Raw genomic sequence first — 13186 nt, 5'->3', positions numbered from 1 at the left:
GGAACAGGGCTTTTTGCGCGTCTCTATTGGTGCTTCAGCTCTTGCAGTTTGGTCGCCTCTTTCGCCACGCGAATCGGCGCAAGGTTGCCAAGCAGGATGATCAGGGCGCAGACCCCGAAGATCACCGTCATCGACGAGTACTGCGCGGCACCCAGTCCCAGCGTACTGATCAGCGCGACGCCGCCGATGATCAGCAGATCGAACAGCGAATCGGCGATCGACAAAAGCGACAGCGTCGTCGCCCGGCTGCCGGACGGGATGTAGCCGTTGGCCAGATGCGAGTACAGCGGATAGCGGATCGTGCGCGAGATGCGGAGCACGAAGTAGACGGTCAGCGCCACCGCCAGCGAGTTCTGGATCAACGTCGCGGTCAGCACCATCAGGAACGTGGCGATCCCCGTCACCTGCATCAAGGTCACGCGAGAGAAGCGCCCGGTCAGCCAGTCCAGCTTGCGCGCGATCAACAGCGCCACCGCCGAACCGGTCGCATACAGCACGCCCAGCCACTCGACCGGCAGCCCGGACAGGTTGAGATACGGCTGCTCAAACTTGCCAAACACCGCCACCGCCGGGATGAAGACAATGGTGAAGTTCAGGAACAACTTGATCAGGTCGGGCGTCTTTTTGATCACATACATGCCGTTTTTGACATGCTGGAACGGGTTGTCGCGGAAGCTGTCCTCCTGCTTCGGATTGGCCACGCGAAACACCAGCACGAGGCGCACCAACTGCGCCAAGAGCCCGAACAGGATCAGCAGGCGGAACTGGTCTTCCGCCAAGTCGCGCGCCCAGAAAGCGCCAAACAGCGTCGCGGCGATCGCCGGCACATAGATCGCCGACTGGATCTTGCCCATCACGCCGCTCATCTCGTCTTCGCGCTGCTCTTCTTTCAGCGATTCATAGATCAGCGCTTCTTCCGAGCCGGAAAAGAACGTCACCGCCATGCCGCTCAGCACGTTGGACAGACAGAACAAGAGCAGGCTGTCCGCAAAAAACAACACTGCCGTGCTCAGCATGCCGACCAAGCTGCCGACGAGAAACGAAGCTTTCGCGCCGAAGCGGTCGGCAAACGCCCCCGTCGGCACTTCAAACACCAAAACAGCCATGCACCAGCACAGCGTCATCCACAACACGCCGGCTTCCGAGAGCCCCCGCTCAAAATAAAACAAAGTCAAGATCGGTTCCAGAAAATTGACGCTGCCAAACAGCGTGGCCCAAAACAAGATCCGAATGTTATGATCGGCGCGCGATTGCATCTGTAATTGCTTCATACTTATTATTTCCTCCTGTGTTCGGAACGATTTTCATCCATCCCTCCGAAGCGCAGGACACGATTTTACCTAGTCGATCAAATCCTGTTTTTCGGAGGTTACTTGCCTGCTACCTCAGATACCGGATTGATGATTGTCATATGAAAACTCCTCCTTCTGTCTGATTAAATTCCATTATAAGGCACTGCCCAATCTTTGGGAAGCAAAAAAAGCCGCCCGGGCAGCTTGCCCGGACGGCTGTGATCTTAACGGGATTCGACGAGTCGCTTGTACAGCTTCTGCTGCGTCCGCGCTTCCAGTTCGTCGTTGAGCCCTTCCAACTGCACCGACAGGTCTTTGCGCTTCAGCGCCAAGGAGATCATGTGGTCGGCCAGCGCCGGGTTCTTCGCCAAGAGCGGGCCATGCAGGTAGGTGCCAAACACGGTGCCTTGGCGCACGCCTTCGAACTTGTCCTCGCCGCTGTTGCCATAGCCTTTGATCACTTTCATCATCGGCTGCACGCCTTTGCCGAGGTACGTTTTGCCGGAATGGTTTTCGTAGCCGATGATGTTCGTCTTCACGCCGTCGATCTCCATCTCAGCGACAACGTTGCCGACCATGCGCACCTTCGCGCCGACCGTTTCGATGTCGAGCAGGCCGATGCCCGGGATGCGCTGCCCGCCGCTCGTTTCGAAATAGTTGCCGAGCAGCTGGTAGCCGCCGCAGATCGCGACGATCACCGTGCCCTTGTCCACGGCGTGCTGCAGGTTCTCGCGCCGCTTTTGCAAGTCGCCCGCCACGATGCCCTGCTCACGGTCCATGCCCCCGCCCATGACGAGGATGTCGTATTCGGACAAGTCCGGCTCATGGCCGACGGTGATCTCGTCGACGGTGGCGCGCAAGCCGCGCCATTCGGCGCGCTTTTGCAGAATGATCACGTTGCCGCGGTCGCTGTACAGGTCGAGCAGATCAGGATACAGATGCGCGATTTTCAGGTGCAAGTTCCTTCCCTCCTTGGTTCAGCAGATGGTCGCGAATGTTGTAGAGCGAGGTATAGGTGGACAGAATGTACAGCATGTGCCCGTCCGGCAGGTCGCGCAGAGCTTGTTCGACACAAGCGATGTCAGGCTCGACGATCTCGGTGATGCTGCCGAGGTCCGCATAGCGCAGGCGGATCGCAAAGTCTTCCGCCCGCGTCCCGGCGCAGTAGATGCGGCGCAGGTCGGCGAACTGGTGCAGGCGCTCGATGTTCGTGTCCCAGATCCACGACACGTCGGTGCCGTCCGCATAGCGGTCGTTCAGGATGATCACCAGCTCCACCGGACGCTGCTCATGCTCGACCACTTTCAACACTTCGTTGAAACCAGTCGGGTTCTTGACCAAGGTCAGCATCAGGTTGCGCCCGCCGGCCGAGGTCAGTCGCTCCATGCGGCCGAGCTGCGTTTTCATATAGCCCATCTCGCGGACCAGCACTTCGTCCTGCACACCAAACACGGTGGAGGCGGTGATCGCCGCCAGCGCGTTGTAGACGTTGTAGAGCGCCGGAGAGTTGATGAAGCCGGTCACCGAGCCGACTTGGAAACGGATGCCTTCCGCGTGCAGGGCGACGTCTTCCGCCACCACCGATGGGATCGGACGGGTGAAGTCGCAGTCCGGGCAGTCATAGAATCCGAGCTGTCCGTAGTGGTACAAACTGTATTGCAAGTTGCCCCCGCATTGGCGGCAGAACTTGCCGTCACGCACTTCGGAGTGCGACTCGGAGTCAAACTGGCTGGACTCGATGCCGTAGTAGACCACCGTTTTGCCTTCCGGGGCGATCGACGTCACCAGCGGATCGTCGGCGTTCAGGATCACCGTCGTGTTGTTCGGCGCTTTCTTAAGCGCTCGTCCGACCATGTCGACCACCGTGTCCAACTCGCCGTAGCGGTCCATCTGGTCGCGGAAGAAGTTGGTCACCACCACCGCTTTCGGCTGCAGGTGGCCGATCACATTGCCGATCGTCGCTTCGTCGACTTCCAGCACGACCGCCTGATCCTGATGGCGGGCGAAGTTGACGCCTTCGATCAGCGTGGTGGCGATGCCTTGGATCAGGTTGGCGCCTAAGCTATTGGAGATCACGTTCCGACCGTCCTGGCGCAAGAAGTGTACGAGCAGGTTGCTCGTCGTCGTCTTGCCGTTGGTGCCGGTGATAAAGACGGTGCGCTGGCCGAGCAGCTTGCCGTAGACGGCGAGCAGATCGGGACAGATGCGCAAGGCGATCTGCCCTGGCAGGGTCGTCCCTTTGCGGCCCGTGAGCGTAAGTAATTTTTTCGTCATCTTCGCGGCGAGAACTGCCGCTTGGAACCGTAGGCCGTACAAATCGATTCCTCCTATCATCTTTCATCCCTACATGATACACCTGTTATCCTGAAAAAAAAAGAAGCGAGGGTACCGCTCAGGGCGCGCCTCGCAAGCTTTTCTTGGCCGTTTGATCCAAGGATCTTACATTTTGTATAGTTCCAGCCGTTTTTCAAAATCGTCTGCGCTCATCACCCGCGCCGCCCCCAGCACGCGCCCGGCTCCGCTCACCATGACCATCGCCGGGACGTAGGTGATCAAATACTCCTTGCGTATCTCATTCGAGCGCACGAACGACACACGCTCGGGAAGACCTGCATCTTCGCCCACTCCGTCCTCGGAGGCGATCACGATGATCTTCATCTCAGGGTACTGCGCTCCGATATCAGAAAGGCGTGGCAGGATCGAGTGGCAGATCTCGCAGGTATGTAAGACGAACAGGCAAAGCGTCAACTGTCCTGCTGCGAGTTCAACCTTGCGGCCCTGTTGATCGGACGCCCGGATCGGCGGTGCGGTCTCGCCCGGCGCCAGCGCTGCGCGCCGCACCGTGACGGGCTGCAGGCGTACCCGTTTCAAAAATTGACCGATCATGCGCAGAAAAACTCCATACAGGATGAATTGCACCAACGCAAAACACCACAGTCCAACTTGAGACAGCGTCCATGTTTGTTCCATAACCGGCTCCTTTTACTCGTGGTACCACTCTGCCTGCATCATGAAGAGGCGTTTGTACTCGCCGTCCAAAGCGATCAGCTCGTCATGCGAGCCCGCCTCGCAGACCGCTCCGTCCCGCATCACGATGATCCGGTCTGCCATCCGGGCAGCCGCCATTCGGTGCGAGATAAAAACTGCCGTTTTTCCCCGCGTCAAGTGATCGAACTGCTCGAACACCTCCCGCTCGGCTTGCGGGTCGAGAGCTGCGGTCGGCTCATCGAGGATCAGCAGCTGACCCTCCGAAAAAAGCGCGCGCGCCAATGCGATCTTTTGCCATTGTCCGCCGGAGAGATCCTCTCCCTCCCGAAAGCTGCGCCCGAGAAACGTATCATAGCCTGCTGAAAAGCGGGAGACAAACGTCTTGACCCCAGTATCCTCCGCCACCGTTTCCAGCCGCTCGCCATCGGCCGCAGCTGCCAGTTGCCCGATGACGATGTTCTGACGCACCGTGAAATCATAGCGTTTGAAATCCTGAAAGATCACGGTGAGATTGTGAAACCATTCCGTTTCGGCAATCTCCTGCATCGGCACGCCGTCAATGCGAATCCATCCTTCCTGTACCGGGTACAGACCCATCAGGCATTTAACAAGCGTCGTTTTACCCGATCCGTTCTCGCCGACGATCGCGATGCGCTGCCCTGGTGAAATGTGCAAAGAGACATTGCGCAAGGCGTTGCGTTCGCTTCCCGGATAGCGGAAGGAGAGATTTTCGATCGAGACGCCCTGCCGCATGGGAACAGGAAACGGTGCTGTTCCCCGCACCGGTTGATTTCTGAACACCGATTCATCCGCAAATTTAAAAAAATCGGCCAGATACAGCCTCGACTCATAGAGTCTGGCCACCTGCACGGAGATCTGATTGATCGCGCTCTGCGTACCTTGCACCGCCTGCCCCAGCGCGACAAAATCCCCGATCGTGATCATCGTGGTGCGCGCCACCCAAATGATCAAGCCTGCAGCACCAACATAGAACAAAGCGGTGAGTGCATCGGTCAGCGCCAGCATGCCTTTTTCGCGTTTGAATAGCCGCAACTGCTCCTGCTGATTGTGCTGAAAACGCTCCGACCACTCTCCCAGCAGAAAGTTGCGCAATTGAAACAGCCGGACTTCCTTGGCCGCCTGACGCTCCATCATCAACTGCTTCAAATAATTCGCCTCACGTGCTAGCGGAGTCTGCGCCTTCATCAGCGCAAAACGCAGGCTCCCAAAGATGCGCAGCACCAGCAGCAGCGGAAATGCTGCGACAACGCTGATCAAAGCGAGCGACCAATGCACGCTGAGCAGATAAACAAGAAAGGAGAACAAGGTGATCAAGTTGCGCGCGATGTCCATCGACTGCTTGATCGGCGTGAGAAACCGCTGCGCCTGACCGCCGTACACGCGCTCGATCGCATGCTGAAAATCCGGCCGGTCATAGAGTTCAAGCGGCACCCTCGTCGTTTTTTCCAAGATGGTGCGTTGCAGGTCGTGATCCAGCCGCAGATCGGTCTGCTTATCCAAAAGTTCCTGTCCTTTGCCGAGCAGCGGAGCAGCCAATAAGACCAGAAACTGCAGCAGCAACAATTGAAACGCTGCCACATAGTCATCGTGGGCGCCGCTGAATAGATCGGCGACCTGATTGATCAGTTCTTTTGCCACCCACAAGTTCACTATCGGAGCCAGCCCAAGCAAGAGGCTGATCACCGCTGTTACGATCACCCAAGTGCGGTGGCCTTGCCAAATATATCGAATCGCCTGAAGCAGTTCGTTGTTTTTCATTCACTTACCAGCTCCCACGGGATCTGCAGTTAGAAACAAGCAGACCGCCGGAATCAGCTCCCGCGGTCTGCCTGTTGCGTCTTCTCGAACAAGATTAGTATCAAGCCTTAGCAGCAGTTCGGAGTCGGAACGTCACAGTAGTAGGGATTCCCGCTGGAGCAGGAAAACTGACGGTACGGGGTCCTGGAACTGCAATGGTCCTCAAAACATTGGTACGATTCAGGCTGTACCGCTTGCTCCGACGAAACGCCCAGCAGTTGCATCATTTTCGCCAACATGTCGATCACCTCCTTTCAATTCGGCCTGTTCCAGCAATTGTTCGATCGTCGAGGCAAGCCCCATGCCCGTGATGAAGCCTTCCCCGTTGATCAGCACAAAATATGGAACCTGCTTCACTTCGTACAGCTCGATCAGCAGATTGCTCCGAATCAGGGCGACGCCCTCTGGCACCTGCTTGTCCGGTGCGGACAGATCCTCTTGCGCCACTGCTGCGACGCGCAGTGACGGCTCGCGGGCCGTCAGCCTCGACAGCTCCGGGATCAGTTTCTGGCAGACCACGCAGGTATCCAGCGTGAACAGCAGCAAGGTGCGATGTTCTACTCCTCTTTTCAACGTGATGATCTCCCCGCGATGATCCTGTTCGCCGAACAGCGGCGCTTTTTGGCCCAGCACGATCGACGGCCTGTTCGCAGTGCCGCTCGGGGCGTTCATCTTAAATCGTTTGATGAATTCTGACACCGAACGGGTCACGACAAAAAACAAAATCATTTGAATCAGAAACATGCACCATAAGAGCACATTCGAGACGAGTGCCAACACATCCATGTCACGACTTCCCTTCCAGCAAGGTTCGGAACTCTTCCTGAATCGAACCCAATTCGTTTGCGATCGTCCATGCCAGCATCGTCAGCACAGAACACCCGAAGATGACAGCAAAACGCAGATCAAACGCACTTTCCCAGGCTACACCTGCAAGAAGCGCATCGATCGTCCCCTGTGGAATGTTCTGAGCGCCAACCCAGGCTCCGGCGCAAGCGAGAGAGAGATTGCGCAGCACCAGCTTCCATGAGATCCGGTGCAGTCCGGCCACCCCGCCGCAGCCGCAGGACATCTCGGTGCGGCCGCGCCAAAGATTGACCGTGATGGCGCCCGTATAAATGAGCAGCATCACCACACTCCCTGCGGCTGCATAGGGTTGAAACAGCCCGAGCAGCAGCAACAAGCCGAGCAAGAGTTCCACATATGTCTCTGCCTTGGCAAACGGCTCGGTCAGCCGCTCGGGCAAGAGTTGATAGTCGCGGACAACACCGATATGCTCACCCATCGTTTTGTGCTTCGACCATGCGGTCGAGAGGAATAAAAACGCGAGCACGAAGCGAAACCACACCGCCAAATCGTCCATCAACCAGCCCTCCTCTTGGCGGACTGAATCGATGGCAAGATCTTGGCCATTTGGATCTCGACCTGCCGGACGACTCCGTCCGCATCGATCATCACCACCAGCGGTGTGGCAACAACGCCCAGCAGTTGCATCGTCTCCTTAGTGATCGGCTGAATGTGCAAATGTCCAAAATCGGCGAGAAACTTCTGCGCATGCTCTTCCAGATCCGATTCATACAAACACACATACGGAAAGGGCTGCTTCCGATGGGATCGTTCCAAATACGCCAGTTCCTCAGAGCAAAGCGGACAGCCCGGAGCGGCAAATTGCACGATCGCCGCTACTCCCTGCACCGAATCAGGCAGAGTGATCGCCGACTTGAGCGAAGCGCCAAGCATCGCATGCTTCGGGCCGCCATACTGCCCGGCCGGCGGCAATTCATTGATCTCCGCTCGCGCTTGGCGATACAAACGAAACACGATCCACAAAGCTGCAACACATGAAGGTACAAAGACTGATAACCAGATCAAGAGAGCATTCACCACTCAACAGTACCTCTTTTAATTTATTAATTATTTGTATATTTCGAAACGAAATCAACATTTCCTTCTTTTATTTGAAAATATTTCTAAAATATTGAACAAAAAAGAAACCCTATTCGAATCATAGGGTCGGAGGATTCAGGTATGTTGCTTTTTGACGAATACAGAGTAGCATCCACGGTCGGTGTTCCGCTTGCAGATTGAGAGGTTACACATACTCAAGCCTGACGAGATCGGCTTCGAGTATCAAGCGTTTTTTCCTCCTTTCAAAGATAACTTGTATTCGCGCAAAATCCCCAGGATTTCATGAAACCATGGCCCGCCGTACGCGACCAGCACGCCGGCGCAGATGTAGTCCATCGTGTAGGAGATCCACGGCGAGACGCTCATCGACCAGATCGGCGTCAATCCCAAGTAGGAAAGCGGATGAATATTTGCCATCGCAGCGAGGATGAAGCCGTTGATGCCGCAGACCAGATGCACGTTGGCGTGCAGTTTGCCTTCCGCGAGGGCAAGCAGTTGCCCGTCGAGCTCCTGATCGCATGGCTTAGCTTCAAACCAATTGAAGCGCCTGCGCAACTGTTGTGTCATCGTCTGCGCCGAAGCGGATAAAGCGGCCATCACACCGAGAAAACGTAGCAGGTCATCCATTCCCCTTCCTCCCCCGTTCGTTTGATGCGAAATTGTATGAATCCGCACAGCAAAAAAGACCCCCTCTGCTCCCGAGGGGGTCTTGTCCGATGATGTATGAAACTTACGAAGCGGGGATCGTCACGCCCGTACCGCCCGGCAACACCGTACCTGGCAGCGCCTGGCCGGACGATGTGCCCGTGCCCGGCGCTGTCGTTCCGCCGCCCGGCGTGGTTGTGCCTCCACCCGGCGTCGTCGTTCCGCCGCCCGGTGTCGTCGTGCCTCCGCCCGGCGTGGTTGTGCCTCCGCCCGGCGTCGTCGTTCCGCCGCCCGGTGTGGTCGTTCCGCCACCCGGTGTCGTCGTGCCTCCGCCCGGTGTGGTCGTGCCTCCGCCCGGTGTGGTCGTTCCGCCACCCGGCGTGGTCGTGCCTCCACCCGGCGTCGTCGTTCCGCCACCCGGTGTGGTCGTGCCTCCGCCCGGTGTGGTCGTTCCGCCGCCCGGCGTGGTCGTGCCTCCACCCGGCGTCGTCGTCCCACCGCCCGGTGCGGTGCCGCCGTTTGGCAGCGGGTTGACATCATCCGGGTCGACCGCCGGCTGGTTCGGCTCCGGATCTACGTTCGGGTTGGCCGGCACCACCGGGTCCGGCTGGTAGTATTCCTGCGGTTGATCTTCCTCGTCCTCGACGATCTTCGATACATCGAGGCCAAGGAACTCGTACACCGCCTTGCGCACTTCATAGACGTTCGGCAGCAGCACCGACTGCCCGCCGCCTGCCCAGCCGCTCTTGAACGTATCGGGCGGCGGCACCTGCAGCGTCTCGATGTTCGAGGAGTCCACTTCCAGTGCCAGACTGCCCAGCTTCAGCATGTCGCCGGAGGTGATGTTCGTCTCCAGATACGGCTTGATCGCATCGAGAATCTTCGGCAGTTTGACCAGCGCCGTCGGCGTTGCCATCTTGTCGGCCAGCGCGACCATGAACTTGCGCTGACGTTCCGTGCGGGCGAAGTCGGACAATGCATCATGGCGGAAGCGCACGTACATCAGCGCTTTTTTGCCGTCCAGCATCTGCAGGCCCTGCTCAAGATTGATGTCATAGACGCCGTCATCCGCATAGTGCAGCGGCTTCTCGACATCGACCTCGACGCCGCCGACCGCGTCGACGATCCCGATGAACCCTTGGAAGTCGGTCTTCGCGTAATAGTGGATCGGGATCTGCAGCAAATCTTTCAGCGTCCGGATCGTCAGGTCCGGACCGCCCAGCGCATGTGCCGCATTGATCTTCTCATACCCGTAATCGTCCGGGATTTTGTACCAGAGGTCGCGCATGACCGACATGACTTTCGCTTTCTTCGTCTTCGGGTTGATCGAGACGACCACGATGCTGTCGGAGCGCGGATGCTCATCATTGTCCCGGTTGTCCACCCCGAGCAGCACGATATTCACCGGGTCGGTACCGCTCCACTTTTCCACTTCGACCAAAGTCTGATTGGGGTCTTTTTTACCTTGCTGGATGTCGTTAAGAAAGCTGCCGATGTAGTAGGCGTAGAATCCGATGATCGCCACGATCAGAATGGCGATCACTCCAACGGTCCACTTGAATCCTTTCGTCTTCCACCATCGCTTCTTACCGCTCTGAGATGCGGGAGATTTGGTAAGATCGGTCGACTTGGCACTTTTCTTCGGCTTCTGATGCTTGTCTTTTCTGCTCTCCATCTATATCCAAACCCTTCTAGTCTGCGAATTGTAAAAAGTAGCAAGAATGCAAAGATTATAACATACCAATCTCGCATCAGTTGTTACAAAACTCGTACAACGATAAAAAAGAGCTCTTTCGCTAAGAGCTGTGTTTCTCTACTACTTTAGCGAAAGAACCTCCTCGTTGTCTACCAGAAGTTCAATCCACGATTTCCACCAAGGTGCCCGGATGCACATGCTCATAGAGCCACGTGACATCAGCGTTTTTCATGCGCACACAGCCGGCCGACGCACGCGTGCCGATCAATTCCGGCCGGTTGGTGCCGTGAATGCCGTATTTGGAACCGTCGGTGCCGGGGACATCCAGCCCGATCCAGCGCACGCCAAGCGGATTCTCCGGATCGCCGCCGGGGATGTTTTTTTTGAGATACCACGGGTTCTTCACCATCATCACCACGCCATAGGTGCCGGTCGGCGTGTCTTCAGGCAGGATGCCGGTAGCAACGGAAAACGAACGGATCGGCACGTTATAAAAATAGTAGGTCAGCTTATTATCCGATTTGTCGATTTTAATGTAGGAATCACTCACGGGAAGGCTCGCCACATTGGCCAGCAAAAAGAAACCGACCAGGAATGCACTTCGGAGATTCATCCGTCTCTCACCCCCTGTGTGCATACGCTTCCCGATCGGTTTTCCTTTTATGTGCTGTTTTGCTAGCTCAATGTGACTTTGCGGACGGGTGTTTCTTCCAGTTGCAACAAGGTGTTGGTCAAAGCGCGCAGCTTGTGGTCGCACTCCGCCCATTCCTGCTCTGGGTTCGAGTCGGCGACGATGCCCGCTCCGGCTTGAAAATAGGCGACATCTCCTTGCTGGATGATCGTGCGGATCACGATCGCCGTGTTCATATTGCCCAGGAAATCGATAAACCCGATCACTCCGCCGTACGCCCCGCGGTCGAACTCCTCCAGCTCGTCGATCACTTCCATCGCCCGCACTTTCGGTGTCCCGCTAAGCGTCCCGGCCGGAAAAGTGGCGAGGAACATGTCAAACACGTTGCGGCTCGGATCGACCTGCCCTTCCACCGTCGAGACCATATGGTAGACGTGCGAATACTCTTCGACGACCATAAAATCTTTCACATAGATCGAACCCGGTTCACAAAAGCGACCGAGGTCATTGCGGCAAAGGTCGATCAGCATCAGGTGCTCAGCGCGCTCCTTTTCATCGTTGCGCAGGCGTTCGATCAACTGCACGTTTTCCTCGGGGCGCTTGCCTTTGCCTTTCGAGGTGCCGGCGATCGGCCGCATCTGCGCCACACCGTCCTCAAGGCGGATCTGCAGCTCCGGCGACGTGCCGTAGATCTTGTAGTCCCCGTAATCGGCGTAATACATATACGGCGACGGATTGACCTGTTTCAGACGGTGGTAGACCTGCATTGAATCGATCGGCCCGATCACGCGGTTGCGCTTGGAGATCACCACTTGGAAGATGTCGCCTTCCTCGATGTACGCTTTGCACCGCTCTACCCGCTGCAGGAAGTCCGCTTCCTTCACGTCTTCCTCTACGCAAAGCTGCCTTGGGTCATACCCGGCAAACTCCGGCTCGGGATAGACCCGCAGAAACGCTTCGATCTCCGCAAAACTCGGAGTCTGCAGCCCTTCGATCTCGTTGATGTGCACATGGATCACATCGCGCTCAAACTGCAGCACCACCTGATGCACCTGCAGGCGGATGTCATCAAGACCGCGGTCATCCACGGTCGTCTTGGGGATGTTTTCAAAATAGCGGATCGCATCATAAGACAGATGGCCGACGAAGCCGAACGCATATTTGCTCATCGTCTCGCGGTCATGCAGCTCAAACGATTGCACCACGCCGTCGAGCAACCGGGAAACCTTTCCCGTAAAAGCGCTCAGATCGGTGCCGTCCTGCACCAGATTCGCCGTGACTGCTGCGGTCAGCGCCGGTTCGCCTTCGAGGGAGAAGCGGCGGCCTTTGACGCGCACGGTCAGCACCGGGAACAAGGCGATGCTGGACTGGCAGTAACGGGAATAGATGTCTTTGACCGAATCGAGCAGAAAGGCACGTTCTGCACCGTACGTTGCGGTCAGCTTTTGAAACACTTCAAACGATTCGCAGATCCGCGGGTAGCTTTTCTGCCGGGTCTGCACGCCGATCTTGCGGGTCATGCCGACACCCCCGTTCTGCCGGTGACGAAGTTTTGCAGCATGCGCATGCCGCCTTCGGTCAGGATCGACTCGGGGTGGAACTGCAGGCCGGTCACATCCAGCTCGCGGTGGCGCAGCGCCATGATCTCGCCGTCTTCCGATTGGGCGATCACTTCCAGCTCGTCGGGGAAGGACAGTTTTTCGACGACCAGCGAATGATAGCGGGTCGCCGTGAACGGGTTCGGCACGCCGTCCAGAATGCCCGCGCCCTGGTGCGAGACGCGCGACGTTTTGCCGTGCATCATCTTTTGCGCCTTGACGACCTTGCCGCCAAATACCTGACCGATCGACTGGTGTCCAAGGCAGACGCCAAGCACCGGAATCTTGCCGGCAAAATGGCGGATCGCCGCCAGCGAAATCCCCGCTTCATTCGGGGTGCACGGCCCCGGCGAGATCAAAAGATGCGTCGGTTTCAGCCGTTCGATCTCCTCCAAACTGATCTCGTCATTGCGCTTGACCAGCACGTCAGCTCCCAGTTCCCGCAAATATTGCACGATGTTGTACGTAAACGAATCATAGTTGTCGATCACGATGATCATCTCAACTCAGCTCCTCTGTCTCTTCGCTACTTGGCTCAGCTCAACATAAAAAACCGGGCACGCGAAAGGCGCACCCGGCTGCAGGTTCCCGTATGTAGACATACGACACC

13 protein-coding genes are annotated in these 13186 nt (G+C 57.2%); all 13 read right to left on the bottom strand.

Features of this window, described 5'->3' with window-relative positions; genetic code table 11:
• Positions 1 to 23: 23 nt before the first annotated feature.
• On the bottom strand, positions 24 to 1271 hold the full coding sequence (locus EV586_RS16185; protein WP_132946153.1) for an MFS transporter: 1248 nt from the start codon (positions 1269 to 1271) through the stop codon (positions 24 to 26).
• A 245-nt stretch (positions 1272 to 1516) separates the two neighbouring features.
• A complete protein-coding gene (locus EV586_RS16180) occupies positions 1517 to 2251 on the bottom strand; it encodes a type 1 glutamine amidotransferase (protein WP_132946152.1) in 735 nt (244 codons plus the stop codon).
• Positions 2220 to 3608 (bottom strand): MurT ligase domain-containing protein, encoded by a 1389-nt coding sequence (locus tag EV586_RS16175; RefSeq protein WP_165898652.1) that lies wholly within the window; start codon positions 3606 to 3608, stop codon positions 2220 to 2222. Before EV586_RS16175 ends, EV586_RS16180 begins: the two co-directional genes overlap by 32 nt.
• Before the next feature lie 123 nt (positions 3609 to 3731).
• Complete coding sequence (locus EV586_RS16170; RefSeq protein ID WP_132946150.1) at positions 3732 to 4262, bottom strand: TlpA family protein disulfide reductase; 531 nt, start codon at positions 4260 to 4262, stop codon at positions 3732 to 3734.
• A 12-nt stretch (positions 4263 to 4274) separates the two neighbouring features.
• The gene (locus EV586_RS16165; protein WP_132946149.1) at positions 4275 to 6059 is read right to left on the bottom strand and encodes an ABC transporter ATP-binding protein; all 1785 of its coding nucleotides are present in this window, start codon (positions 6057 to 6059) and stop codon (positions 4275 to 4277) included.
• 219 nt (positions 6060 to 6278) lie between these two features.
• Entirely contained in the window at positions 6279 to 6884 is a 606-nt protein-coding gene (locus EV586_RS16160) for a TlpA family protein disulfide reductase (protein WP_132946148.1), read from the bottom strand.
• A 1-nt stretch (position 6885) separates the two neighbouring features.
• Entirely contained in the window at positions 6886 to 7461 is a 576-nt protein-coding gene (locus EV586_RS16155) for a MauE/DoxX family redox-associated membrane protein (RefSeq protein ID WP_132946147.1), read from the bottom strand.
• A complete protein-coding gene (locus EV586_RS16150; RefSeq protein WP_165898651.1) occupies positions 7461 to 7919 on the bottom strand; it encodes a redoxin family protein in 459 nt (152 codons plus the stop codon). The genes EV586_RS16155 and EV586_RS16150 overlap by 1 nt, the downstream gene beginning before the upstream one ends.
• Before the next feature lie 309 nt (positions 7920 to 8228).
• Positions 8229 to 8633: a hypothetical protein gene (locus EV586_RS16145; protein WP_132946145.1), complete on the bottom strand. Its 405-nt coding sequence runs from the start codon at positions 8631 to 8633 to the stop codon at positions 8229 to 8231.
• Between the two features lie 103 nt (positions 8634 to 8736).
• Positions 8737 to 10326 (bottom strand): LCP family protein, encoded by a 1590-nt coding sequence (locus tag EV586_RS16140; RefSeq protein WP_132946144.1) that lies wholly within the window; start codon positions 10324 to 10326, stop codon positions 8737 to 8739.
• Positions 10327 to 10507: 181 nt separating this feature from the next.
• Positions 10508 to 10960: a L,D-transpeptidase gene (locus EV586_RS16135; RefSeq protein ID WP_132946143.1), complete on the bottom strand. Its 453-nt coding sequence runs from the start codon at positions 10958 to 10960 to the stop codon at positions 10508 to 10510.
• Between the two features lie 62 nt (positions 10961 to 11022).
• Positions 11023 to 12498 (bottom strand): anthranilate synthase component I family protein, encoded by a 1476-nt coding sequence (locus EV586_RS16130; protein WP_132946142.1) that lies wholly within the window; start codon positions 12496 to 12498, stop codon positions 11023 to 11025.
• Positions 12495 to 13076 carry an anthranilate synthase component II gene (locus EV586_RS16125; protein ID WP_132946141.1) on the bottom strand — a complete coding sequence of 194 codons (582 nt, stop codon included), beginning with the start codon at positions 13074 to 13076 and terminating at the stop codon, positions 12495 to 12497. The genes EV586_RS16130 and EV586_RS16125 overlap by 4 nt, the downstream gene beginning before the upstream one ends.
• Between the last annotated feature and the right edge of the window lie 110 nt (positions 13077 to 13186).

The sequence above is a fragment of the Tumebacillus sp. BK434 genome (genome assembly GCF_004340785.1).
GTDB lineage: Bacteria > Bacillota > Bacilli > Tumebacillales > Tumebacillaceae > Tumebacillus_A.
This window is presented reverse-complemented; position numbering and strand designations above follow the sequence as displayed.